Origin of the sequence: Hydrogenophaga pseudoflava, assembly GCF_031020795.1 — a bacterium.
GTDB lineage: Bacteria > Pseudomonadota > Gammaproteobacteria > Burkholderiales > Burkholderiaceae_C > Hydrogenophaga > Hydrogenophaga pseudoflava_A.
Map to the genome: position 1 here is coordinate 329,747 of NZ_JAVHJP010000001.1, position 24,785 is coordinate 354,531.

The 24,785-nt window shown below is 68.2% G+C and carries 28 protein-coding genes and 1 tRNA gene; 4 read left to right on the top strand and 25 right to left on the bottom strand.

Features of this window, described 5'->3' with window-relative positions; all coding sequences use genetic code 11:
* The 18 genes from RCO38_RS01575 to RCO38_RS01660 form a co-directional block, all read right to left on the bottom strand.
* The gene (locus tag RCO38_RS01575; protein WP_308326555.1) at nt 1–615 is read right to left on the bottom strand and encodes an NADH-quinone oxidoreductase subunit C; all 615 of its coding nucleotides are present in this window, start codon (nt 613–615) and stop codon (nt 1–3) included.
* 32 nt (nt 616–647) lie between these two features.
* Nucleotides 648–1,127: a NuoB/complex I 20 kDa subunit family protein gene (locus RCO38_RS01580; RefSeq protein WP_308326556.1), complete on the bottom strand. Its 480-nt coding sequence runs from the start codon at nt 1,125–1,127 to the stop codon at nt 648–650.
* Between the two features lie 27 nt (nt 1,128–1,154).
* Complete coding sequence (locus tag RCO38_RS01585) at nt 1,155–1,514, bottom strand: NADH-quinone oxidoreductase subunit A (RefSeq protein WP_308326557.1); 360 nt, start codon at nt 1,512–1,514, stop codon at nt 1,155–1,157.
* A gap of 49 nt (nt 1,515–1,563) precedes the next feature.
* Nucleotides 1,564–1,648, bottom strand: a tRNA-Leu gene (locus tag RCO38_RS01590).
* Nucleotides 1,649–1,803: 155 nt separating this feature from the next.
* Complete coding sequence (gene secG, locus RCO38_RS01595; RefSeq protein ID WP_308326558.1) at nt 1,804–2,193, bottom strand: preprotein translocase subunit SecG; 390 nt, start codon at nt 2,191–2,193, stop codon at nt 1,804–1,806.
* A 32-nt stretch (nt 2,194–2,225) separates the two neighbouring features.
* Complete coding sequence (tpiA, locus tag RCO38_RS01600) at nt 2,226–2,969, bottom strand: triose-phosphate isomerase (protein ID WP_308326559.1); 744 nt, start codon at nt 2,967–2,969, stop codon at nt 2,226–2,228.
* A gap of 24 nt (nt 2,970–2,993) precedes the next feature.
* Nucleotides 2,994–3,983, bottom strand: a complete 990-nt coding sequence (locus tag RCO38_RS01605; protein ID WP_308326560.1) for an NAD(P)H-quinone oxidoreductase — start codon at nt 3,981–3,983, stop codon at nt 2,994–2,996.
* 19 nt (nt 3,984–4,002) lie between these two features.
* A complete protein-coding gene (gene pnp, locus RCO38_RS01610; RefSeq protein WP_308326561.1) occupies nt 4,003–6,132 on the bottom strand; it encodes a polyribonucleotide nucleotidyltransferase in 2,130 nt (709 codons plus the stop codon).
* Nucleotides 6,133–6,361: 229 nt separating this feature from the next.
* Nucleotides 6,362–6,628: a 30S ribosomal protein S15 gene (rpsO, locus tag RCO38_RS01615; RefSeq protein ID WP_308326562.1), complete on the bottom strand. Its 267-nt coding sequence runs from the start codon at nt 6,626–6,628 to the stop codon at nt 6,362–6,364.
* Between the two features lie 130 nt (nt 6,629–6,758).
* The gene (locus tag RCO38_RS01620; RefSeq protein WP_308326563.1) at nt 6,759–7,937 is read right to left on the bottom strand and encodes a pyridoxal phosphate-dependent aminotransferase; all 1,179 of its coding nucleotides are present in this window, start codon (nt 7,935–7,937) and stop codon (nt 6,759–6,761) included.
* A gap of 16 nt (nt 7,938–7,953) precedes the next feature.
* Nucleotides 7,954–9,234, bottom strand: coding sequence for a branched-chain amino acid ABC transporter substrate-binding protein (locus RCO38_RS01625; protein WP_308326564.1), 1,281 nt, complete (start codon nt 9,232–9,234; stop codon nt 7,954–7,956).
* A gap of 107 nt (nt 9,235–9,341) precedes the next feature.
* The gene (gene tsaD, locus RCO38_RS01630; protein ID WP_308326565.1) at nt 9,342–10,427 is read right to left on the bottom strand and encodes a tRNA (adenosine(37)-N6)-threonylcarbamoyltransferase complex transferase subunit TsaD; all 1,086 of its coding nucleotides are present in this window, start codon (nt 10,425–10,427) and stop codon (nt 9,342–9,344) included.
* 27 nt (nt 10,428–10,454) lie between these two features.
* Nucleotides 10,455–11,147: a Crp/Fnr family transcriptional regulator gene (locus RCO38_RS01635; RefSeq protein WP_308326566.1), complete on the bottom strand. Its 693-nt coding sequence runs from the start codon at nt 11,145–11,147 to the stop codon at nt 10,455–10,457.
* A 70-nt stretch (nt 11,148–11,217) separates the two neighbouring features.
* Nucleotides 11,218–13,053 (bottom strand): nitric oxide reductase activation protein NorD, encoded by a 1,836-nt coding sequence (locus RCO38_RS01640; RefSeq protein ID WP_308326567.1) that lies wholly within the window; start codon nt 13,051–13,053, stop codon nt 11,218–11,220.
* Complete coding sequence (locus RCO38_RS01645) at nt 13,053–14,006, bottom strand: 4Fe-4S binding protein (protein ID WP_308326568.1); 954 nt, start codon at nt 14,004–14,006, stop codon at nt 13,053–13,055. Before RCO38_RS01645 ends, RCO38_RS01640 begins: the two co-directional genes overlap by 1 nt.
* Nucleotides 14,007–14,058: 52 nt before the next feature.
* A complete protein-coding gene (locus tag RCO38_RS01650) occupies nt 14,059–14,871 on the bottom strand; it encodes a CbbQ/NirQ/NorQ/GpvN family protein (RefSeq protein WP_308326569.1) in 813 nt (270 codons plus the stop codon).
* 18 nt (nt 14,872–14,889) lie between these two features.
* Nucleotides 14,890–16,338: a cbb3-type cytochrome c oxidase subunit I gene (locus RCO38_RS01655; RefSeq protein WP_308326570.1), complete on the bottom strand. Its 1,449-nt coding sequence runs from the start codon at nt 16,336–16,338 to the stop codon at nt 14,890–14,892.
* Between the two features lie 13 nt (nt 16,339–16,351).
* A complete protein-coding gene (locus RCO38_RS01660; protein WP_308326571.1) occupies nt 16,352–16,786 on the bottom strand; it encodes a c-type cytochrome in 435 nt (144 codons plus the stop codon).
* Nucleotides 16,787–16,894: 108 nt separating this feature from the next.
* On the opposite strand from RCO38_RS01660, the gene RCO38_RS01665 reads away from it, so the two are divergent.
* From RCO38_RS01665 to RCO38_RS01680, 4 genes are all read left to right on the top strand, one after another.
* Complete coding sequence (locus tag RCO38_RS01665) at nt 16,895–17,209, top strand: metal-sulfur cluster assembly factor (protein WP_308326572.1); 315 nt, start codon at nt 16,895–16,897, stop codon at nt 17,207–17,209.
* Nucleotides 17,203–18,306 (top strand): hypothetical protein, encoded by a 1,104-nt coding sequence (locus tag RCO38_RS01670; RefSeq protein ID WP_308326573.1) that lies wholly within the window; start codon nt 17,203–17,205, stop codon nt 18,304–18,306. The genes RCO38_RS01665 and RCO38_RS01670 overlap by 7 nt, the downstream gene beginning before the upstream one ends.
* 63 nt (nt 18,307–18,369) lie before the next feature.
* Nucleotides 18,370–18,600, top strand: coding sequence for a ribbon-helix-helix domain-containing protein (locus tag RCO38_RS01675; RefSeq protein ID WP_308326574.1), 231 nt, complete (start codon nt 18,370–18,372; stop codon nt 18,598–18,600).
* Between the two features lie 5 nt (nt 18,601–18,605).
* The gene (locus tag RCO38_RS01680) at nt 18,606–19,010 is read left to right on the top strand and encodes a PIN domain-containing protein (RefSeq protein ID WP_308326575.1); all 405 of its coding nucleotides are present in this window, start codon (nt 18,606–18,608) and stop codon (nt 19,008–19,010) included.
* Nucleotides 19,011–19,021: 11 nt separating this feature from the next.
* Here RCO38_RS01680 and RCO38_RS01685 read toward each other — a convergent pair whose 3' ends face one another.
* The 7 genes from RCO38_RS01685 to ahbB (RCO38_RS01715) all read right to left on the bottom strand — a co-directional run bounded on the left by RCO38_RS01685 (nt 19,022) and on the right by ahbB (RCO38_RS01715) (nt 24,775).
* On the bottom strand, nt 19,022–19,297 hold the full coding sequence (locus RCO38_RS01685; RefSeq protein ID WP_308326576.1) for a cytochrome C oxidase subunit IV family protein: 276 nt from the start codon (nt 19,295–19,297) through the stop codon (nt 19,022–19,024).
* Nucleotides 19,298–19,311: 14 nt separating this feature from the next.
* Complete coding sequence (locus tag RCO38_RS01690) at nt 19,312–19,842, bottom strand: cytochrome c oxidase subunit 3 (RefSeq protein WP_308326577.1); 531 nt, start codon at nt 19,840–19,842, stop codon at nt 19,312–19,314.
* Nucleotides 19,843–19,970: 128 nt separating this feature from the next.
* Nucleotides 19,971–21,524, bottom strand: a complete 1,554-nt coding sequence (locus RCO38_RS01695) for a cytochrome D1 domain-containing protein (RefSeq protein ID WP_308327306.1) — start codon at nt 21,522–21,524, stop codon at nt 19,971–19,973.
* A 46-nt stretch (nt 21,525–21,570) separates the two neighbouring features.
* Nucleotides 21,571–22,800, bottom strand: coding sequence for a heme d1 biosynthesis radical SAM protein NirJ (gene nirJ, locus RCO38_RS01700; protein WP_308326578.1), 1,230 nt, complete (start codon nt 22,798–22,800; stop codon nt 21,571–21,573).
* Nucleotides 22,801–22,805: 5 nt separating this feature from the next.
* A complete protein-coding gene (ahbB, locus tag RCO38_RS01705; protein ID WP_308326579.1) occupies nt 22,806–23,288 on the bottom strand; it encodes a siroheme decarboxylase subunit beta in 483 nt (160 codons plus the stop codon).
* Nucleotides 23,275–23,775, bottom strand: a complete 501-nt coding sequence (locus RCO38_RS01710; protein ID WP_308326580.1) for an Lrp/AsnC family transcriptional regulator — start codon at nt 23,773–23,775, stop codon at nt 23,275–23,277. The genes ahbB (RCO38_RS01705) and RCO38_RS01710 overlap by 14 nt, the downstream gene beginning before the upstream one ends.
* Nucleotides 23,759–24,775, bottom strand: coding sequence for a siroheme decarboxylase subunit beta (ahbB, locus tag RCO38_RS01715; protein WP_308326581.1), 1,017 nt, complete (start codon nt 24,773–24,775; stop codon nt 23,759–23,761). Before ahbB (RCO38_RS01715) ends, RCO38_RS01710 begins: the two co-directional genes overlap by 17 nt.
* Between the last annotated feature and the right edge of the window lie 10 nt (nt 24,776–24,785).

Below are 24,785 nucleotides of genomic sequence, written 5' to 3' on the forward strand. Positions count from 1 at the left end.
TCAGTGCAGTCCGCCATAGTTGTCTTCACGGATCACGCGCGGCGTGATCTCGCGCGGCTCGATCGTCACCGGCTCATAGACCACGCGCTGACGCTCGGCGTCGTAACGCATCTCCACGTGCCCCGACAGCGGAAAGTCCTTGCGGAAGGGGTGACCGATGAAGCCGTAGTCGGTCAGGATACGGCGCAGGTCGTTGTGCCCCTCGAACACGATGCCGTAGAGGTCGAAGGCCTCGCGCTCGTACCAGTTGGCCGACGACCAGAGCCCGGACACCGAGTCCACGACCGGAAAATCATCTTCCGGGCAGAACACACGCACCCGCAAGCGGTGGTTGAGACTCACCGACAGGAGATGGACGACCACCGCAAAGCGGGAACCCTCCCACCGGCCATCACCGTAGGTGGAGTAGTCCATGCCACACAGATCGATGAGTTGCTCGAAGCGCGTTTGCGGCGCATCGCGCAGGGTCTGCATGACCTCGAGGTAGTCGGAGGCCGCCACCACCAGGGTGACTTCGCCGCGGACAACGGATACCGATCTTGCGCGTTCGCCAAGCAATTGCGCCACGTTGGCAGCAATGGTTTCGGCAGGAGTGAAGTAGGCTGTGTCGCTCATGGGCCGTCTTTCTGACTCAGTCCAGGCACCGGTCAGGCGCGGGCAATCGTGTTGGTGCGACGGATCTTCTGCTGCAACTGGATGATCCCGTAGATCAGCGCTTCGGCCGTCGGAGGACAGCCGGGCACATAGACGTCCACCGGTACGATGCGGTCGCAGCCGCGCACCACGGAATAGCTGTAGTGGTAGTAGCCACCACCGTTGGCACAGGAGCCCATCGACAACACCCAGCGGGGCTCGGCCATCTGGTCGTACACCTTGCGCAGCGCGGGCGCCATCTTGTTGCACAGGGTCCCTGCCACAATCATCAGATCGGACTGGCGGGGGCTGGCACGAAACACCTCGGCACCGAAGCGGGCCAGGTCGTAACGGGCCGTGGCAGCGTGCATCATCTCCACGGCGCAACAAGCCAGACCAAAGGTCATCGGCCAGAGAGATCCGGTTTTGGCCCAGTTCACCACCGAGTCATAGCTCGTGGTGATGAAGCCTTCTTTCAGGACGCCTTCAATCATGTGTGCTCCACTGCGCCAGCAGGCGCATCATTCCCAGTCCAGGGCGCCGATCTTCCAGGCGTAGACAAATCCAACCAGCAGGTCGATCAGGAAGATCACACCCACCCAGAAGCCGGTCGAACCGATGTCGGTCAGGGCCACCGCCCAGGGAATCAGGAACGCGATTTCCAGATCAAAGAGGATGAAGAGGATGGCCACGAGGTAGTAGCGGACATCGAACTTCATGCGCGCATCTTCGAAAGCCTCGAAGCCGCATTCGTAAGGGGAATTTTTTGCAGGATCCGGGCGGTTGGGGCCCAGGATGTAGCCCAAGGCCTGGGGTATCACGCCTACGGCAAGACCGACCAGGATGAACAAAAGCACGGGGAGATATTGTTCGAGACTCATCGTGGGTCGGTTCCATGCGCAGGGCCTGATGGCCCTGCCTGCCTTTGTCTGGTGCCGACGGCGAGACTCGAACTCGCACAGCTTTCGCCACTACCCCCTCAAGATAGCGTGTCTACCAATTTCACCACGTCGGCTGGGTCTGCATTGTCTGGCTCACGAGGGCTGGTGTGAGCATTGTCGACAACCCATAGAGTTTACCCTGAAACGACCCGGGTTTTCCAGAATTCCTGGGCTTTTTCGGGGTGGCCGCCCCGCTCTCGCCGGGGCGGCCACACACCCTCTCGGGCATTTATTTGCCGGGGATCTGCGCCGCGCCAGAAGCCGGCGTCGCCGGAGTTTCGACCGGCGTCCCTGCGGGGGCGGCAGAACCCTCCGCCGGAGCCTGCGTCGCAGGGGTCACGCTCTCCAGCACACTGCCGGAGCGCGCCGTTGTCGGCACCAGGTTGCCAAAGTAGGCGAGACCAAGGGTGCAGGTCAGGAACACACCAGCCAGCACCGCAGTGGTGCGAGACAGGAAGTTGGCACCTCCCGAGGCACCGAAGAGGCTCGCAGACCCTGCTCCACCACCGAAGGCGGCGCCGGCATCGGCACCCTTGCCGTGCTGCATGAGGATCAGGCCGATCATGCCAACGGCGGCAAGGATCTGGACAGCCTGGAGGATGGTCATCAAAACGTTCATGTCTGCTCCTAATGTGCGTAAAGGGGAGATCGTCAGCCGGCCGCAGCCACGATCTGAAGGAAGTCGGCGGCCTTGAGGGAAGCGCCTCCGATGAGGCCCCCATCGATGTCCGGCTGGGCCAGCAGGCTGGCTGCGTTGGCCGCGTTCATACTGCCGCCGTAAAGAATGTGCACCCGCTTCGGGTTGGTGGTGGCGGCCGCCAGCTGGGCCCGCAGGACAGCATGCACGGCCTGCGCCATTTCGGGCGTGGCCGTCTTTCCGGTACCGATGGCCCACACAGGCTCGTAGGCCACCACGATTTCGGTGATGCAGTGGCCTACGGTGTGGATCACCGCAGCCAGTTGGCGCTTGACCACGGCCTCGGTTTCGACGGCCTCTCGTTCGGCCAGTGTTTCGCCCACGCACACGATGGGCGTGACACCAGCCGACAGCGCCCGCTGGGCCTTGGCGGCCACCAACTCATCGGTCTCGCCGTGGTACTGGCGGCGTTCGCTGTGGCCGACGATGGCGTAGCGGCAACCGAAGTCCTTGAGCATGGCCACGCTGACCTCGCCCGTGTAGGCGCCTTGCTCATGGGCAGACACATCCTGCGCGCCCCAGGCGATCGGACTGCCTTGCAGCAGGCCCTGCAGCTGCGCCAGATAGGGCGCGGGTGCGCACAGCGCGACCTCGGCCGCAGGCTGGCCGACACCGGCCAGCATGGCCTGGACCAGGGCCTCGTTGGCCGCCAGGCTCCCGTTCATCTTCCAGTTGCCGGCGATCAGCTTCTTGTTCATCTCAGTCTCCGAAAGAGTGGTGGATCACGCCCAGGTCAGCACGATCTTGCCGATGTGCCGGTTGGACTCCATCAGTGTGTGGGCCTCGGCCGCACGGGCGGCCTCGAAGGTGCTGTGGATCACCGGTTTGACCTGCCCCTGCTCCAGCAACGGCCAGACCTTTTCGCGCAGCGAGGCCGCGATGGCCGCCTTGAAGGTCACGGGACGTGGCCGCAGCGTCGAGCCGGTGATGACCAGCCGGCGGCGCAGCACCAGACCGGCATTGAAGCCAGCCTTGACGCCACCCTGCACCGCGATGATGACCAAGCGCCCGTCTTCGGCCAGGCACTCAACCTCGCGGGCCACGTAGTCGCCGGCCACCATGTCCAGGATCACATTCACACCCTGCCCACCCGTCAGTTCCTTGGCCACGACCGAAAAATCCTGGCTGCGGTAGTTGATGGCGTGGTCGGCACCAAGGCCCAGACAGGCTGCACACTTGTCGTCGCTGCCGGCCGTCGCGATCACGGTCGCTCCGAAGGCCTTGGCCAGCTGGATCGCGGTCACGCCGATGCCGCTGGTGCCGCCTTGCACCAGCAAGGTTTCACCGGCCTGCAAGCGGCCGCGGTCGAACACGTTGCTCCAGACCGTGAAGAAGGTCTCCGGCAACGCTGCCGCCTGCACATCGTCGAAGCCTGCAGGCACCGGCAGGCACTGCCCCACCGGCGCGACGCACAGTTCGGCATAACCACCACCCGCGACCAGAGCACAGACGCGGTCCCCGATCTTGAAACCTGCCTGCGCCATCGCGTCGGCGTCACCCGACTCGATGACACCCGCCACTTCGAGGCCAGGCAGATCAGACGCCCCGGGCGGCGGCGGGTAGGACCCGCTGCGCTGCAGCACGTCCGGGCGGTTCACGCCCGAAGCGCGCACACGGATCAGTACCTCGCCGGCCGCCGCGACCGGCGCCGGGCGTTCCGCCAAGCGCAGGACCTCGGGTGCGCCGAAGGCGCTGATCTCGACCGCTTGCATCACCGTCAGCGGCAGCTGCTTATTGCTGCTGTTGCTGGGCCTGCTCGCCACCGCCATTGCGGTCCAGCAGCGCCTTCATGGACAGCTTCACGCGGCCCTTCTCGTCGGTCTCGAGCACCTTGACCTTCACGATCTGGCCTTCCTTGAGGTAGTCCGTGACCTTCTCCACGCGCTCGTGGGCGATCTGGCTGATGTGCAGAAGACCGTCCTTGCCGGGCAGCAGGTTGACCAGGGCGCCGAAGTCCAGGATCTTGGTGATCGGGCCTTCGTAGACCTTGCCCACTTCCACTTCGGCCGTGATCTCGGCGATGCGGCGCTTGGCCTCTTCGGCCTTGGCGCCGTCCGTGGAGGCGATGGTGATGGTGCCGTCTTCGGCGATGTCGATCTGGGTGCCGGTTTCTTCGGTCAGCGCACGGATGGTGGCGCCGCCCTTGCCGATCACGTCGCGGATCTTCTCCGGATTGATCTTCATGGTGTACAGACGCGGCGCGAAGTTGGAGATCTCCGTCTTCGCTTCGCCCATGGCGTCCTGCATCTTGCCCAGGATGTGCATGCGCGCTTCCTTGGCCTGGGCCAGGGCGACCTGCATGATTTCCTTGGTGATGCCCTGGATCTTGATGTCCATCTGCAGGGCGGTGATGCCGTTGGTGGTGCCGGCCACCTTGAAGTCCATGTCGCCGAGGTGGTCCTCGTCACCCAGGATGTCGGTCAGCACCGCGAAGCGGTTGCCTTCCTTGATCAGGCCCATGGCGATGCCGGCCACGTGGGCCTTCATCGGCACGCCGGCGTCCATCAGCGCCAGGCAGCCGCCGCAGACGGACGCCATGGAAGAAGAACCGTTGGACTCGGTGATTTCGGACACCACACGGATGGTGTAGGGGAAATCTTCCTTGGTCGGCAGCGCGGCCACCAGGGCGCGCTTGGCCAGGCGGCCGTGGCCGATTTCGCGGCGCTTCGGCGAGCCTACGCGCCCGGTTTCGCCGGTGGCGAACGGAGGCATGTTGTAGTGCAGCATGAAGCGGTCTTCGAAGTCGCCGGACAAGGCGTCGATGCGCTGCGCGTCGCGGTCGGTGCCCAGCGTGGCGATCACCAATGCCTGGGTTTCACCACGGGTGAACAGGGCCGAGCCGTGGGTGCGCGGCAGCACGCTGTTGCGGATTTCGATGGCGCGCACGGTGCGCGTGTCGCGGCCGTCGATGCGCGGCTCGCCGGCCAGGATCTGGCCACGCACGATGGCGGCTTCGATGTTGAACAGCAGGCCTTCGACGGCCACGCTGTCGAACTCCACGCCCTCGGCCTTGAGGCCTTCCATCACGGCGGCGTAGGCTTCGCGGCAAGCCTGTGTGCGGGCCTGCTTGTTGCGGATCTGGTAGGCGGCTTCGAGCTTGGCCTTGCCCAGGGCTTCGACCTTGGCGATCAGCGGCTCGTTCTTGGCAGGTGCTTGCCAGCTCCACTCGGGCTTGCCGGCGTCGCGCACCAGCTCGTTGATGGCGGCGATGGCGATGCTGCCCTGCTCGTGGCCGAACACCACCGCACCCAGCATGATCTCTTCAGACAGCTGCTCGGCTTCGGATTCCACCATCAGCACGGCGGCCTGCGTGCCGGCGACCACCAGATCCATCTGGCTGTTCTTGCGCTCGGTCTGGCCGGGGTTCAGCACGTACTGACCATTGATGTAGCCCACGCGCGCCGCACCGATGGGGCCGTTGAACGGGATGCCGGAGATCGACAGGGCGGCCGAGGTGGCGATCATGGCGGCGATGTCGGCGTCCACCTCCGGGTTCAGCGACACGGTGTGGATGACCACCTGGACTTCGTTGAAGAAGCCGTCCGGGAACAGCGGGCGGATCGGACGGTCGATCAGGCGGCTGGTCAGGGTCTCGTACTCGGAGGGCCGGCCTTCGCGCTTGAAAAAGCTGCCGGGGATCTTGCCGGCGGCGTAGGACTTTTCGAGGTAGTCGACGGTCAGCGGGAAGAAGTCCTGGCCGGCCTTGGCCTCCTTCTTGGCGACGACGGTGGCCAGCACCACGGTGCCGTCCATGTCGAGCAGCACGGCGCCGCTGGATTGGCGGGCGATTTCGCCGGTTTCCATGCGGACCGTGTGCTGGCCCCACTGGAAGGTCTTGGTGACTTTGTTGAACATGGTCATGTGTCTCTCCTGTTGGATGGGCGTCTGTGGCGCCGCCCGCGGCCCGGAGCCGAAAAACCTGCAGAACACGATGCCATTCCAGCGGGCCTGCGTCGGCGCAACCCCTCTGGAATGACACAGCTTCGCTCTGCTCGTTCCCTTATCCGAAAACTTTCTGAAAAATCAAAGTGAAAAACGCCCGAGCCGGCGAACCAACTCAGGCGTTTTGCGTGTCACGGCAAGCTCAAGATTACTTGCGCAGACCCAGCTTGGCGATCAGGGCGACGTAGCGGTCGGCGTCCTTGGACTTGAGGTAGTCCAGCAGCTTGCGGCGGCGGCTGACCATGCGCAGCAGACCGCGGCGGCCATGGTGGTCCTTGGCGTGCTGCTTGAAGTGGGGGGTCAGTTCGTTGATGCGGGCGGTCAGGATGGCGACCTGCACTTCGGGGCTGCCGGTGTCGTTGGCAGCACGGGCGTTTTCGGCCACCACAGCGGCCTTGACGGTTTTTTCGATCATGGTGATTCCAGTCTGGTTACGTGCGACCCGCCGCAGCCAGCCGACCTTTCCCTGGGGAAACCCGGCCGCCACAACGGGCGTGAGGATGCCACCCGGATCGGGCGGCAACCGCGCATTATAGACCAGCGGTTCAGGACGCGGTGCGCAGCCAGTTCCGCAGACGCTCGGCTCCCTGGGCCAGCCGCTGCGGGTCGCGGCTGGCAAAACACCAGCGCAGCCAGCCCGCCGCCTCGGGTCCGAAGGCGCTGCCCGGCGCCAGGCCGAGGCCGGCCTCGCGCACCAGTCGCGTGGCGGTCGACAGGCAGTCGCCATGGCCCTGCAGGCGGAAAAAGGCGTACATGCCGCCCCTGGGCTCGGCCAGCTCCACGCCCGGGATCTGGCGCAGCAGCGGCACCAGGGTGTCGCGGCAGACCTGCAGGTGCCGCACCAGACCTGGGGTGACCTCGTGGCCGCGCTGCAGCGCCACCGTGGCGGCGCGCTGGGCGAACACGGGCGCGCAGGAGGTGTTGAACTCGATCAGCTTGCCGACCGGGTGCGTCAGCGCCCGCGGCAGCACCAGCCAGCCCAGGCGCCAGCCGGTCATCAGGAAGCTCTTCGAGAAGCTGTGAGCGACGATCAGCCGGTCTTCGGGCTCGGACACGTCGAGGAAGCTGGGCGCGGCGCCGCTGGCGGTATCGCCCGCGAAATACAGCCGCTCGTACACCTCGTCGGCCAGCACCCAGGTGCCGGTGCGGCGGCAGTGGGCCAGGATGGCTGCCTGCTCGTCGCGGGTCAGCGTCCAGCCGGTGGGGTTGTTGGGGGCATTGAGGATCAGCAGCTTCGTGGCCGGTGTCACCGCCGCCAGCAGTACGGCCAGATCCAGCACCCAGGCACCGTCCGGCGCCACCTTCAGCGACACCGTGCGCACCCGGGCCCCCATGATCTGCGGCTGGGCCACCAGGTTGGGCCAGGCCGGCGTGACCACCACCACCTCGTCGCCCGCCTCCACCAGCGCCTGGGACGCCAGCATCAGGCCGTTGACACCGCCCGAAGTGACGGCGATGCGGTCGAACCAGTGGTCGGTGGCCAGCTGCGGATGCAGGGTGTGGGTGTAGCCGGCGATGGCGTGGCGCAGTTCGGGCAGGCCGAGGTTGTGGGCATAGAAGGTCTCGCCCGCATTGAGCGAGGCGATCGCGGCCTCGCGGATGAAGTCGGGCGTGACCTCGTCGCTCTCGCCGAACCAGAACTTGAGCACGCCTTCCAGGCCCATGCCCGCATTCGCCACCTCGCGGATGCGCGACTCTTCCAGACTCTCCACCACCGGACGCATGAACGCTCCTACAACATCAGGGACGGACCATGGTACAGGCGTGCGGCATCTCGGCTTGCTGCGGTGTCAGCTGTCGCACCACCCGGAAGCCGTAGCCCGAGCCCTCGACGTCGAACTTCACGCCCGGTGCGCCCTGCCGGTCCATCACGGCCACGGCCAGCGGCTGCTGGAACTGGTGGTCGGCGGCGCGCATGCGGGCGGTCTGGCCCGCCAGGGAGACCTGCGCCTTTTCCAGTTGCACGGCGATGTCGGCCGCCTTCACCGATCCCGCCTTTTCGATCGCCTGTGCGAGCGCCTCGATCATCAGCTGCATGCGCATGTGCACGTAGTCGTCGGCGGGGTTGGGGAAACGCTGGCGGAACGACTGGTAGAAAGCCTCGGACTCGCGCGTCGGCACATTGGGGAACCAGTCGGCCACGGCCACCACCTTGCCGATGCCGGCGTCGCCCATGGCCGCCGGAGCACCCAGGGCGTTGCCGTAGAAGGTGTAGAACGTGCCCTCGAAGCCGGCCTCGCGCGCGGCCTTGACCAGCAGGGTCAGGTCGTTGCCCCAGTTGCCGGTGAGCACGGCCTGCGCGCCACTGGACTTGATCTTGGCGGCGTAGGGTGCAAAGTCCTTGATGCGGGCCATGGGGTGCAGCTCGTCGCCGACGATCTTCACATCCGGCCGCTGGGCCGCCAGCTGCTGGCGCGCCTCTGTCAGCACCGCCTGGCCGAAGGAGTAGTCCTGGCCGATCAGGTAGATGCCTTTGAGCGCCTTGTCTTCCTTGAGCACGCTCATGAGCGCGCCCATGCGCATGTCGGCGTGGGCGTCGAAGCGGAAGTGCCAGTAGCTGCACTTGGCGTTGGTGAGCAACGGGTCGACCGCCGAGTAGTTGAGGAAAAGCACCTGGCGCGCGGTGTCGCGCTCGTTGTGCTTGTTGATGGCGTCGATCAGGCCGGCCGCCGCGGCCGACGAATTGCCCTGCGCCACGATGGAGATGCCCTTGTCGATGGCCGAGCGCAGACCCGAGAGCGCCTCTTCGGTCTGGCCCTTGCTGTCGAAGCGCACGATCTCCAGCGGCCGGCTGCCCCCGGGCAGCTTGACGCCGCCACGGGCGTTGACCCGTTCGGTGGCCCAGACCAGGTTGCGGTACACCGCCTCGCCGGCGTTGCCGACCGGACCGGAGAGGCCTTCGATCATGCCGATGCGGATGGGCTCGCCAGCAGGCTGCGCCCAGGCGCTGGCGCAGGACAGGGTGGCCGCCACCAGCGCGACCAGAGCGCCGCGGCGCGAGAGGTGATGAGTGAGTTGCATGCTTGTTTGGCTCCGTGGTTCACCGCCGCACGGAGTCACCCACGCGACAGGGTGGCGCAGTGTAATTCATAATTACCGAAACCGACCCATCCCGGCGTGGAAAGGGCTCAGGCGGCGGAGAGTTCGGCCAGCGGCCAGCGCGGGCGCACATCGAAGCGGTATCCGTCTGCCGCCGCGAGATCGGCCAGACCGGCCTGCACCCGCAGGCCGGCGGCCAAGGCAATCATGGCGCCGTTGTCGGTGCACAGGTGCAGTTCGGGATAGTGCACGCGGACCTTGCGCCGGGCGCAGGCGGCGTTGAGCTGCTCGCGCAACCGGCTGTTGGCTCCCACGCCGCCGGCCACCACCAGGCGCCGCAGCCCGGTCTGGTCCAGCGCCGCGAGAGACTTCTTCACCAGCACGTCCACGATGGCGGCCTGCGCGCTGGCGGCCACGTCGGCTTTCTGCTGCAGGGTCAGCGGGTCGGCCAGGTGGCTGGTGGCCGGGCCGTCCGGATGCGCCTGCGCCAGGCGCTTGACCTGGGTCAGCACCGCCGTCTTGAGTCCGGCAAAGGAGAAGTCGAGGTCGCCGCTGTGCAGCAGCGGGCGCGGCAACTTGTAGGCCGCCGGGTCCCCCTGTTGCGCCAGCTTCGACAGCGCCGGCCCCCCCGGGTATCCCAGTCCCAGCAGCTTGGCCGACTTGTCGAAGGCCTCGCCGGCGGCGTCGTCGATGGTTTCGCCCAGCAGTTCGTAGCGCCCCACCCCGTCCACCCGCATCAGCTGGGTGTGGCCGCCGGACACGAGCAGCGCCACGAACGGGAACTGCGGCGGATCGGCACTCAGGAAAGGCGAGAGCAGATGCCCTTCAAGGTGGTGCACGCCGATGACGGGTTTGCCCAGGGCCATGCCGAGGGCACAGGCCACGCCCGAGCCCACCAGCAGCGCCCCGGCCAGGCCAGGGCCGCGCGTGTGGGCGATGACGTCCACCGCCGACAGCGGCAGGCCGGCCTGGGCCATGACCGCGTCGGTCAGCGGCAGCACGCGGCGGATGTGGTCGCGGCTGGCGAGCTCGGGCACCACACCGCCGTAGGCCTGGTGCATCTCGATCTGGCTGTGCAGCGCGTGGCCCAGCAGGCGCGGCGTGGCCTCGCCGCTGGCGTCGACCAGGGCGACACCGGTTTCGTCGCAGGAGCTCTCAAATCCGAGGATCAGCATAGGGCGGCGAGTGTACGGGGGGCACCTTCACCGAAGCGGATAGCGGGACAGCCGCTGCACGTCCAGCAGCCGGATCTCGCGTTTGTCCACCTCGATCAGTCCCTGGTCTTCCAGCTCGCGCAGCACCTTGGAGAAGTACTCCGGGGTCATCGACAGGCGCGAGGCGATCGAGGCCTTGCTCACCGGCAGCAGCACGCTGGCCGCGGCCTCGCCGCCCTCTTCGGGCAGGTCGCGCATCAGGTAGCCGATCACGCGCTCGACGCCGCTGTGCAGCGAATAGGCCTGCACGTCGTTGACGAGACCGTGCAGGCGGCGCGAGAGGCCGGCGAGCATGCGCATGCAGAACTGGGCGTCGCCCTGGATCTCGTGCATGACGGCCGCACGCGTCACGCTCAGCAGCAGGGTGTCCGTCAGCGCCTGGGCGTTGATGATGTACGGGCGCTGCATGAACATCAGCGCCTCGGCGAAGCTGTTGCCCGGGCCCACGAGCTCGATGATCTTTTCCTGACCGGCCGGCGAAATGGCAAACAGCTTGACCTGGCCGGTGACGGTGACGTGGAACTCGTCGCAGGGGTCGCCGAAGCGGAAGATGTCCGACCCGCGCGCGAACTCGCGCAGCTGGCTGCCCTCGGCCAGGCGCTGCAGCTCGGGCGCCCGCATCTCCTGGAACAGGGGCAGCATCGAGAGGTAGCGCGGCAGGTCGAAGCGGGACAGGTCCATGGAAGCAGGCGGTGGGGGCGTTGGAGCCACCGACTGTAGCCGCGAACCGTGACCGGTAACGGGCATGACCTCAGGCGGCGCGGGCCATGAAGCGCTGGTGCACCGCCGACAGCTTGTTGACCAGTTCCTGCGGACGCCGCACCAGCGCATAGCCCTGGTCACCGAACAGCGCGGGCAGGTAGTCGTGGGCGGTTTCGTCGATGGTGATGCAGAACGGCAGCAGGCCCGCGGCGCGCGCCGCCTGCACCGCGTGGCGCGTGTCCTCCAGACCGTAGCGGCCCTCGTACACGTCCAGGTCGTTGGGCTTGCCGTCGGTCAGCAGCAGCAGCAGGCGCTGGCGCTCGGGCCGCTGCGCCAACCGCGCCGTGGCGTGGCGGATGGCCGCGCCCATGCGCGTGTAGTAGCCGGGCTTGATGGCGCCTACGCGGTCGCGCGGGCGCGGGCCCCAGGCCTCGTCGAAGCCCTTGAGCTGATGGATGCGCACGTTCTGCCGCCGCACCGACGAGAAGCCCAGCATCTCGAACGGGTCGCCGCTGGCGGACAGCGCCTCGCCGAACACATAGAGCGCGTCGCGGATCACGTCGATCACGCGCGCGGTCTGCGTCGCGTAGGCGTCGGTCGACAGCGAAAGATCGGCCAGCAGCAGCGTGGCCAGGCTGCGCTCGCTGCGCACGCGGCGGCTGAACACCGCAGGCGACTCGCTGCGCGGTGCGGCCGCCGCTTCCACGGCGTGGCGCACCCAGGCGTCCAGATCAAGCTCGTCGCCCTCGGGCTGGGCGTGCAGACGGCCCATGCCACCGCGCAGCACCTCCATGCGGCGGCGCACGCGGCGGGCGGTCACGCGCAGCGCGGAGGGCGGCACGAAGGGCGGCGGCTCGGCGGTCACCAGGGTCTGCAGCGCGCAGTGGTCTTCGATCAGTTGCCCTTTGCGCCAGTCCCACTCGGGCAGGCGGGTGCCGGGGCCGAGCGGCCGGTCGTCGGCGGCAGCGCTGGGCAGGTCGAGGTCGAACTTCACCCGCGAGGCGGTGGTCTGCCCGTCGGGCGCGATGGCCAGCACGTCCATGTCGTTGGCCGCGGCCAGCGCGTTGCCGTCGTCGTCGTCGTCGCTGGCGCGGTTGACCTTGACGAACTCGCCCCAGGACAGGATGGACTCGGCGCGGAAGAACATCATCAGCGGCGCCTTGTCGCGATCGTCGGCCACCGTTTGCGCGCGGCGGCGGCGTGCGTCCTGCGCGGCCAGCGGGCGCCCGGCGCCAGCCGCCTCAGGGTCCTGGTCGCGGGCCACGGAGGCAGCGGGCGCCGCGGCCGTGGTGTCGAGCCAGAGCCAGACCGGGGCCACCTCGTCGGGCCGCACACCGCCCACCGGGGCATCGCCCTGCGCCGCCAGCGCCTGCTGCACCGAGCGCTCGGCCTCGGCGGCGCGGCCGCGCAGGCGCGAGGGCTCGGGCCGCAGCGCGGTTTCGGCGGCCAGCAATTGCCGGTGGCGTTCGGCCAGGCCGGGGAACGTGGCCAGCGCGCGTTGCGTGGCGCGCCGGTTGTCGGCGATCCATTCGCCGGTGGGCTCGATGTGCGCGGCCAGGGCCGCCAGCCACAGGTAGAGCGCGCGGTTGAGCGCCGGTTCGGCGTGCACCGCGATGACCGGTGGCAGCGACAGGGCCTCAGGTTCGAGCCGCCCGGTGGCCGCGTGGGTGCCGGTGCCGGCCACGCGCTGCAGCCAGTCGCGGGCGCCGCCCACCCGAGCCTCGGCGGCGGGCGCCACCCGCACCGCCGCTGCGCCGCCAGCGGCGCGGAACATCAGGTGCAGCGTGCGCTGCATCTCGCCCAGCGTCACCGCGGCCGCATCGTGCTGGCGGTGGGCCGCGCGGCGGATGAAGCGGTCCCACTGTTGGCCGACCCACTCTTCCATCAGACTTTCCTTTCGAGAACGGCGGCCGCTTCGCGCTCCGCTTTGCGTTGGCGCAGTGTTTCGCGCACCGCGTCGGCGCCGACCTTCCATTCCAGCAGCGGTTCGCGGGATTGCGCGGTCCGCGTTTCTTCACACGAATCCAGGCACTGGCCGCACTGCACGCACGAGAACATCATGCGTTTGATGTTGCGCGGGTGCAGGCGCATGGGGCAGCCGTTGTCGCAGGCCGAGCCTTGCGGATAGGTGGCGGTGGTGCAGGTGCGGCAGTCGCGCGCGTGGTCGCGGTCGAAGGCGACCACCATGCCTTTGGGGTTGGCCATCCACACCAGACTCTGGAACAGGCCCACCGCACAGCCGAAGCGGCAGAACAGGTGACGGGCGAAGGCGAATTCCAGCGTGAAGATGAGCGAGCCGGCGATCAGGAAACGCGCCTCGTTGGGCGTGAGCGTGCCGGCCAGCAGGCCGCCCCAGATCTCGGCCGGGGGCAGCAGGTAGGTCAGCAGCGTGATCGCCCACAGGAAGCCGAACACGGCGCAGAGCGCGAAGAACACCGGCCACCAGCGGGCCGAGGGCTTCACGCCCGCGCGCCGTGTCGTGTGTTTGTCCCAGATGCTGAGCTTGCCGCAGGCGCGGTGCAGCGCGGCGTTGAGCGTCTCCACCAGGGTGAAGTGCGGGCAAAGCCAACCGCAGTAAAGGCGGCCGTATTTCCAGGCCACGGCCAGGAAGGCGGCGATCAGCGCGATGGCGGGCAGGAAGGCCCTGACGAAGATCTGGATCGCGGCCTGGTTGGCACTGATCTCGCCCGCGCGGAAGGCGTCGATGCCCAGGCTCCAGCGTTGGCCCAGGAACCACAGCTGCGCCTCGTGCAGATCGAAGCGCAGCAGGTTCAGTGCGGGGGCCAGCAGGAACAGGGCGAAGAAGCCCAGCTGGAAAAAGAGGCGGCGGCGCTGCATGTTTGTGTGGCAAACGAGGAGGAAGGCGCAGCGCCGCCGCTGCAAACGGAATTCAGGTTCGGTTTCCGAGCATGGCGACCACCACCTCGTCGAGCGCGGCGGCGGTCTCGAAGTCGTCGGTCAGCGCGTCGACGATGGCCGAACGGCAGGCCACTTTCAGCGGCAGGCCGCTGGCGACCAGGCGCGCCGCCATCACCAGCAGGCGGGTGCTCACGGTTTCTTCAAGGTCGTGGTCGCTCAGGCGGCGCAAGGCCTGCGCCAGCGTCACCAGCCGCTCAGCCAGCGCGGGCTCCACGCCCGCCTCGGCCACCACGATGCCGCGCTCCACGTCGGGCGCGGGGTAAGCGAAGGTCAGCGCCACGAAGCGCTGGCGCGTGCTGGGCTTGAGGCTCTTGAGCAGGTTCTGGTAGCCGGGGTTGTAGCTGACCACCAGCATGAAGCCCGGCGGCGCGACCAGCTGTTCGCCGGTGCGTTCGATGGGCAGCACGCGGCGGTCGTCGGCCAGCGGGTGCAGCACCACGGTGGTGTCCTTGCGGGCCTCCACCACCTCGTCGAGGTAGCAGATGGCACCGCTGCGCACCGCGCGGGCCAGCGGGCCGTCTTGCCAGACGGTGCCATCCGCGCCAATCAAATGGCGCCCCACCAGGTCGGCCGCGCTCAGGTCGTCGTGGCAGCTCACGGTGATGAGCGGCCGGCCCAGGCGAGCGGCCATGTGCTCCACGAAGCGGGTCTTGCCGCAGCCGGTGGGCCCCTTGATCAGCACCGGCAGGCGCTGGCGGAAGGCGTGCTCGAAGAGCGCGACCTCGCCGGCCTGTTCGGCGTAGAACGGTGCGTTCACCAGATGCTGCTGTTCACTGTGGTCCATGGCCGTGTCCTCGTGGCATCAGGCGCGTTGTGCGGGGCGGGCACCCAGCACGCCGCCGCCACCCGTCTTCACGGTCTCGGCGCGCACCGGCTCGCCGCCGATGAAGAAGCTGGCAAAGTACAGGAACTGGCCGAGCAGGAAGATCACGCCGCCGGCGATGCGGGTCCAGTAGAAGAAGGCCAACTGGTCCTGCGTGGCCATGAAGCTCATGGCGCCTTCGGTGGGCATGCGTTGCAGCCACACCTGCAGGATGCCGGCACCGGTCAGGGCCAGCACCATCACCGACATGCCGATGGTCATGACCCAGAAGCTCCACATCTCGGCAGACTGGGCCTTCTGGCTGTTGGCGATGCGGCCGCGCAGCGTGGGCATGGCGTAGCTGATCAGCGTGATGACCACCAGCACATAGGCACCGTAGAAGGCCAGGTGACCGTGGGCCGCAGTGATCTGCGAGCCGTGGGTGTAGTAGTTGACCGGGCTGAGCGTGTGGATGAAGCCCCACAGGCCGGCGCCCAGGAAGCCCATGACCGAGGTGCCCACGGCCCACAGCACGGCGGCCTGGTTCGGGTGTTCGCGGCGGCGGCGCTGCACCATGTTGAAGGCGAACACCGTCATCATGAAGAACGGAATCGGTTCCATGGCCGAGAAGATCGAGCCGATCCACTGCCAATAGCCGGGCAGACCAATGAAGAAGAAGTGGTGGCCCGTGCCCAGGATGCCGGTCATCAGCGCGAAGGCGATGATCACGTACAGCCACTTGTCGATCACCTCACGGTCCACACCGGTGGTCTTGACCAGCACATAGGCCAGCAGCGCGCCCAGGATCAGTTCCCACACGCCCTCCACCCAGAGGTGGACGACGAACCACCAGTACATCTTGTCGCGCACCAGGTTGTGCGGGTTGACGAAGCTGAACAGGAAGAACAGCGCCAGACCCCACAGGCCCATCAGCAGCACCACGGTGATCGCGGTCTTGCGGCCCTTGAGCACGGTCATGGTGATGTTGAACAGGAAGGCCAGCGCCACGATGACGATGCCGACCTTGGTGGGCAGCGGCTGTTCCAGGAACTCGCGGCCCATGGTCTCCAGCAGCTGGTTGCCGGTGAGTTCGGCCAGCTTGGCGTAGGGCAGCGTCAGATAGCCGACGATGGTCAGCGCACCGGCCGCCAGGAAGACCCAGAACAGGACCTTCGCCAGCAGGGGGCTGAAGAGCTCGGTTTCGGACTCCTCCGGCACCAGGTAGTAGGCCGCCCCCATGAAGCCGAACAGCAGCCACACGATGAGCAGGTTGGTGTGGACCATGCGGGCCACGTTGAAGGGGATGTAGGGGAAGAACAGGTCCCCGATCACGTACTGCAGGCCGAGGGTGATGCCGAAGATCACCTGCCCGGCGAACAGCACCATGGCGGCGATGAAGTAGTTCCTGGAGACCGACTGGCTCTGGTATTTGAGTGTTGCGATGGTCATGGTGCTTCTCCGGTCAGCCTTCGATGTTGGGCGGCCACTTCTCGGTGTTGATCTCGCCGGTCCATTTGAGGAACTCGACCAGGTCGTTGAGTTGCTGCTCGTTCAGGTCGAACTGCGGCATCTGGCGGCGGTGCGGCGCGCCCGTGGGCTGCGCCTGCATCCAGGCCTTGATGAAGTCGCCACCGCGGCGCTTGTAGACGTTGCCCAGCTCGGGGGCGAAGTAGGCGCCCTCACCGAGCAGCGTGTGGCAGCCGATGCAGTTGCGCGTCTCCCAGATCTTCTTGCCCGCCACGACGGCCGGTGTGATCGCCTGCGCGTTGGAGCGCTCGGGGATGCGTTGTTCGGTGTCGAACACGATCACCGCGAACAGCAGCGCGAAGAACACGCTGCCACCGTAGAACATGTTGCGGGCGGTCTGTTTGGTAAACCCGCTTTGCGTCTGGCTCATGAAGCCCTCCATCACTGGTTGATGGGGCGTATCCTCCTTTTTTGCTCGGGTATCGTCCTTGAACTGGTTCAAGGATGGGTGCACAAGGCCCGTTCACAGTGAGGACCCATGGAAACCAAGACCACCGACCTGCACACCGCCGTGATGGCCGCCCTGGGCACCGTGGACGACCCCGAGATGGGCGAGAACCTGGTGGACCTGGGCGTGGTCGGCGAGGTCCGCATCGACGGCACGTCGGTCGCCGTCACGCTCATCCCCACCAGCGCCACCTGCCCCATGGCCGACGTGATGGTGGACGACGCCCTCACCGCCGTGCAGCGCGCCTGCCCGCCCGGCACCGCGGTGGACGTGCGGATGGACTGGGACAGCGAGTGGTCGCCCGAGCGGCTGGCGCCGGCGCTGCGAGCGCGCTTCGGATGGTGAACCCTCCCCCCAGGCCACCCGGCAAGGCGCGCCCGGCCGAGCCGCCGCCCCTGCCCCGCTGGGCTGTCGGCCTGGCTGCGCTCATGGCCATCGGCAACCTGCTGGGCGCCGTCGGCGGCGGCCTGGTGCGCTTGGGCAGCCTGCCCGCGCAGGGTTTCGGGCCTACCGGCGCCCACGCCATCGGCGCGCACGGCGCGGTGATGATGGCCGGCTTCTTCGGCGCCCTGATCGCACTCGAACGGGTGGTCGCGCTGCGGCGTGGCCTGTGGGTGCCGATGCTGGCGGCCCTGGGCGGCTGGCTGGCCTGGGGCGCCGGCCAGTGGACCGCCGCGGGCGGTCTGTGGATGGCCTCGGCCGCCGGGCTGGTCTGGCTCTACGCCTGGGCCGGATCGAATCGCGCCATGTCGCTGCCGCTGGCGGTGGAGGCCTCGGGCGCGCTGGCCCTGCTGGTGGCCAACGCCGCCTTCGTGGTGGGCCAGACGGAGGCCGCCCGCATCGGCTGGAGCGCCTTCCTGGTGCTGACCATCGCGGGCGAACGGCGCGAACTCACGCGGCTGGTGAAGCTGCCCGACTGGGCCTCGAAAGCCTTCCTGCTGGTCTGGGCCGGCGCAGTGGCCGCCGTGCTGCTGGCGCTGTGGCGGCCTGATGTGGCGGTGGTGCTCTGGTGGACCACCATGGCGCTGCTGGCCGCCTGGCTGCTGCGCTGGGACGTGGCCACGCGCCAGTGGCGCGTCAAAGGCTGGGCCGGCCACACCGCGATCTGTCTCGTCGTCGGCTACGTCTGGCTGGCCGTGGCCGCGGTGCTGGGTCTGCTGGGACAGACCGTCGCCTGGCACGCGCTCTGGCTGGGTTTCGTCATGGCCATGGTCTTCGGTCACGCGCCCATCATGCTGCCCGCCCTGGCCGGCTGGCGGCCCGAGCCCACACGCTGGGCGCTGCTGCCGCTGGCGGTGCTGGGGGCGAGCCTGGCGCTGCGGGTGGGGGCCTCGGTCACGGGCTGGTCTGCCGGGCTGGCGCTGGCGGGGGCGGGCCATGCGCTGGCGTTCGTGCTGTTCGGCGCGGTGATGGTGCGGGCGGTTCGGCGGGGGTCGGGTTGACTTCGGCGCTCAGGCACGTATATTTCCACATATATTTGTTCCCCCCGCCGCAGGAGGACCACCATGTCCCAAATCACCCTCTATCTGGACGATGCCACGCAAGCGCTTGTGGAACAGGCCGCGCTGGCCAACGGCGTGTCCAAAAGCCGCTGGGTGGCGGACATCATCCGCAAGTACGCCGCCCACGAATGGCCGCAGGACTGCCTGGCTCTGGCCGGCCGCTTCGCCGACTTCCCCCTGCGTGAAGACATGCCGGTGGCACAGCCGGCCGATGCGCCACGCATCGGGTTCTGACGGCCATGCTGGTTCTGGACACCAACACCATCAGCTACTACTTTCGCGGCGACCCGCAGGTGGTGCCGCGCCTGCAGGCCCTGCGCCCGGCCGAGCTGGGCGTGCCTGCCATCGTGGAGTACGAGTTGCGCTACGGCCTGCAGCGCCTGCCCACCGAAGCGGCCGAGCCCCGGCTGGCCGCATTGACGCAGTTGCTCAGACCCATGCAGTTGTTGCCATTCGACGGCGAGTGCGCCGCCATCGCAGCCCGCCTGCGTGCGGCGTTGGAATCGGCGGGCAAGCCCATCGGTCCGCACGACACCCTCATCGCCGCCACCGCCCTGCGCCACCAGGCCACGCTGGTGACGCGCAACATCAGCGAGTTTTCAAGGGTGCCTGGCTTGCAGTGCCTGAACTGGCACGACGCCTGACCCGCTCGCCATCAGCCGGGCAACCCCACGCTGACCAGCGCGATCAGCCCCAGCACCACCACCAGCCAGCCCATCACCGCACGCCGCCACAGCGCGGGCGCGCGGCGCAGTTCCATGTAGTCCAGCGCGATCAGCGCGCCCTTGGCGCCTGCGAGCGCCAGCACGGCGAGCGTCGCCACGGTGCCCAGGTGCTGGCCGCTGACGGCGGCGCCCTCGCCCAGCCACCAGCTCGCCAGCGTGGCGAGCGCGAGCAGTGCGAAGATGGTGTCGGCCTTGTTCAATCGCATGTTCTTCACAGCCTTCAGCGGATGACGTAGACCAGCGGGAACAACACCATCCACAGCAGGTCGACCATGTGCCAGAACACGGCACCCGACGCCGGGGCCATGTGGTTGGCACGGCCGTAGGCGCCGGCGCGGGCCTTGAACCAGAGCACGGCGAACACGATGGCACCCACGACCACGTGCAGGTAATGGAAGCCGGTGAGCAGGGTGTAGAGCAGCGTGAAGGCATCGGTGGCCCAGTCGAAGCCCGCCCGCACCTTGCCCGCGAACTCGTGGGTCTTGACGACCAGGAAGCCGATGGCACCGGCCAGCGCGGCCAGCAGCCAGTGCGAACCCGCCCGGCCCCGGTCCGCTTCAAAGCAGCGCACCGCGCGCACCGCGGCCCAGCTCGCCGCCACCAGCAGCAGGGTGTTGAGCGCCCCAGTGTGCAGGCTCAGCGCCGCCTGGCCGGGCGCGAACACCTCGGGCTGCAGCTGGCGGGTGACCGCGAACGAGATGAACAACAGACCGAAGGTCAGCAGCTCGGCCAGCACCAGCAGCCAGACCACGCCATCGCCGGCCAGCCTCTCCGGAGCACGTGCCTCATCCAGGGCAGCCGTGGAACCGGCTTCGCCGGGCCACTGGCTGCGTCCCCCTCCCGCAGGAGAGGGGGAAGACGCGCAGCGTCGCAGGGGGTTCAATGTGAAGTACCTTCACTGCGCGTGATCTTGTTCCACACGTTGTACTTGCCCACCGGCTTGCTCATGGGCAGGCGCTTGACCTCCTTGAACGTCGCGGCGTCGTAGACGATCAGCGCGCCGTCCATTTCCCAGACGCTGGCCAGCGCGTATTTGCCGTCCTTGGTGAACTCGATGTGGGCCAGGGTCTTGCCGGGTTCCTTCACCGTGGCCACGGGCTGCAGCGTGGTCTTGTCGATGAGGGTCATGGTGTCCTTGGCCGTGGGGCTCATCATCGAATCGGTCCAGGCGTAGCGCGTGTTCTCGTGGCTGCGCATGAAGAAGCCCGGGCCGGGTGTGGGGATGGTGGCGACCGGTTTCCAGGTCTTCATGTCGATCACGTCGATCGCCCCACCCTTCAAATTCGGCGAGGCCAGCACCGTGCTGCCGTTCCAGGCGAAGGTGATGCCCGAGCCCAGGTGCGGCATGCCGGCAATCGGCAGGTCGGCGATCTTGCGACGGGCGTCGAGATTGACCACCTGCGCGGTGGCCGCGCCGTCGCCGGTCTTGGGGCGGGTGGCTCCGAGTACATGGCGATATGACTGGTCGAAGAAGAAGTCGTCCAGCGGCTCCTCCAGCGGTGTGCGACGCACGCCCAGGAAGCCGGGCTTGGCGATGGACTCGCCCATCTTGTAGTCGTGCACCAGGCCGTCGTAGATGGGCTCGGCCTTCGGGTTGTAGGAGATCTCCCAGAGCTCGGCAATGTCCTTGAGGGCGACCACGAAGCTGTTGCGCGGCGTGGCGTCGTACACCGCCGACACGCGCGACGTGGTCTTGCCGTCCAGCGTGGCCGCAGCATAGGTCTTCTGCAGGTTCAGGTCGGCATCGAACAGCACCACGCTGTGCGGCAGGTAGTTGGCGGCCATGACCCATTTCCCGTCGCCGCTCACGGCCACGTTGCGCATGTTCAGCCCGGCGCGCACCTCGGCCACCACGCGCAGGCGCCAGAGGTCGTACTTGGTGATCCAGCCGTCGCGCGAGCCAAAGAAGACGTAGCGGCCGTCGGGCGTGAACTTGGGGCCGCCATGCAGTGCGAAGCGGCTGGCAAAGCGGGTGATGACCTCGAACCGGTCGCCGTCGAGCAGGCTGACATGGTGGTCACCGCCCTCCACCACCACGAACAGGTTCATCGGGTCGGCGGACCACACGGGTTTCGCTGGCTCGTTGGCCGGCGCTGCATGGAAGCTGCGCGAGGCACGGATGTCGTCCTCGGTCCAGCGCGGCGTGGGCAGCACGGGGGTGCGGATGTGGGCTGCCAGCGCGTTGATTTCCTCGGCGTTCAGCTGCTGGGCGAAGCCAGGCATCTGCGTCGCGGGGCGGCCCTGCTGGATGACCTTGAGCGCCTCGGCCGGGCGCAGGCGCTCCAGGCTCTCGGGCAGCAGGGCCGGGCCCATGGCGCCGGTGCGCTGCTCGCCGTGGCAGGCGGCGCAGTGCTGCTGGTACAGGGCCCTGGCGTCGATGGTCTGGGCGGACGCCATGTCCACGCCCATCCACACGAGGCCGGCCACCAGCATGGCGCGCGCGATGTCGGCCAGGCGCTCGGCCCAGCGGGGGCGTGGATCAGACATGGTCCACCTCCTTCATGAGGATGGTCGTGCGCCGAGGTGCGGTCGCGGCGTGGTCGGCCGGCAGACCGATTTCTTCGTCCGTGAGGTAACACCCCGGGTCTTCGGCCCAAGGGTTGCCGGTGAGCTGCTGGGCCCGCGTGCGGGTGTTGCCACCGCAGATGGAAAAGTGCTGGCACAACGCGCAGCGGCCCTCCACCGGGCGCGGACTCGCCTTGAGTCCCGCCATCAGCGGGTCGGCCGTGTCCCTCCAGATCTGCGAGAACGGGCGCTCGCGCACATTGCCCAGGGCGTGGTGCCACCACATGGTGTCGGGGTGCACCTCGCCCAGGTTGTCGATGTTGGCCACGTTCACGCCGCTGGCGTTGCCGCCCCAGGCCACCAGGCGCTCGCGCAGGGCGTCGGTCCAGCGCGGGAAGCGCTGCGCCACCCACTGCAGCAGGTAGGGGCCGTCGGCGTCGTTGTTGCCGGTCACGTACTCCTCTTCCAGTCCGTCGCGCGCGGCCTGCCAGGCGCGTTCGTACAGGCGGTCCAGCGCGTCGCGCGTGGCCTGGAACTGCGCGTCCTTGCCGCGGTGGATGTTGCCGCGGCCCGCGTAGTTCAGGTGCGAGAAATAGAACTTGTTGACCCGCTCGGCGCGCATCAGGTCGAGCAGCGGCGCAAAGTCGTGCGCGTTCAGCGCCGTCATGGTGTAGCGCAGGCCGACCTTGACGCCGCGTTCGCGCAGCAGGCGCACCGCGGCGAGGCTGCGGTCGAAGGCGCCATCGAGACGGCGGAACCTGTCGTGCGTCTCGCGCAGGCCGTCCAGGCTGATGCCCACGTAGTCGAAGCCCTGCGCTGCTATTCGGTCCGCCATGGGCGCGTCGATCAGCGTGCCGTTGGTGGACAGGCCGGTGTAGAAGCCCATGCGTTTGGCGCGCTCGGCGATGTCGAACAGGTCCGGCCGCATCAGCGGCTCGCCGCCCGAGAGGATGAGCACCGGCACACGGAAGGCCTTGAGGTCGTCCATCACGGTGGCCACCTCGTCGCCGCTCAGTTCACCGGTGTAGTCGTGGTCCGCCGAGAGGGCGTAGCAGTGTTTGCAGGTGAGGTTGCAGCGGCGGATCAAATTCCAGATCACGACCGGACCCGGCGGGGTGCCAGTGCCGCGACGGCAGGCGGCGGGCCATTGCCCGGTCTGTTCGGCGAGCGCGACCTCGCGCAGGTACTGGCTGATGCGGAACATGGTTCTCAGCTTTCGGAAATGCGCAGCCCGGTCTTCTTCAAGATGGCTGTCGAATACAGGATGTCGTGCGCGCGGCAGGCGTCGCCGAGCAGCGCCGCGACCAGCTTCGCCTGGGCCTCGACCTCGTCGCGCGAGCGGCCGTGCAGCATGGCGAACAGGTTGTAGTTCCAGACCGGAGCGCAGCGTGGCCGGCGGTAGCAGTGGCTCACGAACGGCAGCTGGCCCACGCGTTCGCCGAGTTCGTCGACACGGTCGTCGGCCACGTCCCACACGCTCATGCCGTTGGCGGTGAAGCCCAGCCGGTAGTGGTTGGGCACGGCGCCGATGCGGCGGATCAGGCCTTCATCGAGCATGGCCTGCAGGCGCTCGCGCACCTGCTCGCCGCTGATGCCCAGCGACGCACCCACGGCCTCGTAGGGGCGGTGCACCAGCGGCAGGCCCGACTGGGTGGCGCGGATGATGCGGCGATCCAGTTCATCCAGCGACATGGTGGCCTCCGGGCAGCAGGGGCAGGCGCAGCTCGACGAAGAACTCGCGCTCTTTGGGGAAGGCGTAGACCGGCAGGCCGGTCATGGCTTCGATCGCTTCGGTCACGCGGTCCACCTGGTCGGCGTGTTCGACAGCGATGACGAACCACATGTTCAGCGGCGTGGCGCCGGGCTGGTCGGGGTGGGCCGACTCGCGGCGGTAGTTGTGGGCGATCTCGGCCATGGCGCCCAGCTGGGCGGCCACGGCGTCGAAGCGTTCCTCGGGCACGGCCATGGCGGCCAGCACAAAGCGGCCGCCGGCGCGTTCGATCTGGAACAGCGGACCGAAACGCGTGAGGTCGCCGTGCGCCAGCAGGCGCTGCAGGCGGTCGATCAGCATGTCCTCGGTGCAGCCCAGGCTGGCGGCCACCTCGGCAAAGGGCCGGTCGCTCAGCGGAAAGCCGCCGTGCAGACGGTCGATCAGGCGCAGGTCATCGGGCGAAGCCATGGGGCACCTCCGGCAAGAGGGCGGCGGCACTCCAGCCGCGGAAGCGACGCGCGCCGGTCTGCTTGAAGCGGCGGGTGGAGAACAGCACCTCGCGCGGGCGCTGCACCAGGCCGGCGGCGCGGGTCACGCGTTCGATCACGGCCGTGACCGCGTCGCGGTGGGTGCCGTGCACCATCGCATACAGGTTGTAGGGCCAGCCCTCGGCGCGCGTGCGGCGGTAGGCCAGGGTCACGCCCGCCTGTTCGGCCAGCGCCTGGCCGCAGGCGTCCACGTGGTCATCGGGCACGTCGAACACCGTCATGGCGTTGGCTGCGAAGCCGAGTTCGTGGTGGCGCACCACCACGCCGAAGCGCTTGAGCCGGCCTTCGGCCAGCCACTGGCCGATGCGCTCGGTCACGCGGTCTTCGTTGTCACCGATGTCGTCGGCCCACACGGCATACGGGCGCTCCACCAGCGGCAGACCGGCCTCGACGCGCCGGGCCAGCGGCCACTGGCCCGCCGGCAGCCGCGCCGCGGCGGGCAGCCCCGGCGCGGCGCGCATGGGCCGGTGGGCGGTGTCGCCACCCAGGTCGAAGCCCAGGTCGATGCGGTAGGGCCTGAGCATGCGCAGGCGCAGCGCCCGCAGGCCGGTGGCCCGTTCCAGGCCGGACACGCCGGCCTCGACCGCGTCGCGGTCGGCGCCGGTCATCACGAACCAGAGGTTGTGATGGTGCTCGCGCAGGTAGTTGTGGTTGACGCCCGGGTGGGCCGAGACGGTGGCGGCCACGTCGTCGATGCGGTGCGCGGGCACGGCCATGGCGGCCAGCATGGCGTCGCCGCCGCTGCCGTGGGCGAACACACCGCCGATGCGGCTGATGCGACCGTCGTCCTGCGCCTGGCGCAGCGTGGCCAGCACCTGCTCGCGCTCCAGGCCGGTCTGCGCCGCCAGCACGCCGAAGGGATCGCGGCACAGAGGGAAGCCGTGCTGCCAGTCGTTGAGCAGGCGCAGTTCGGCGTTCATCGCGGTGTCC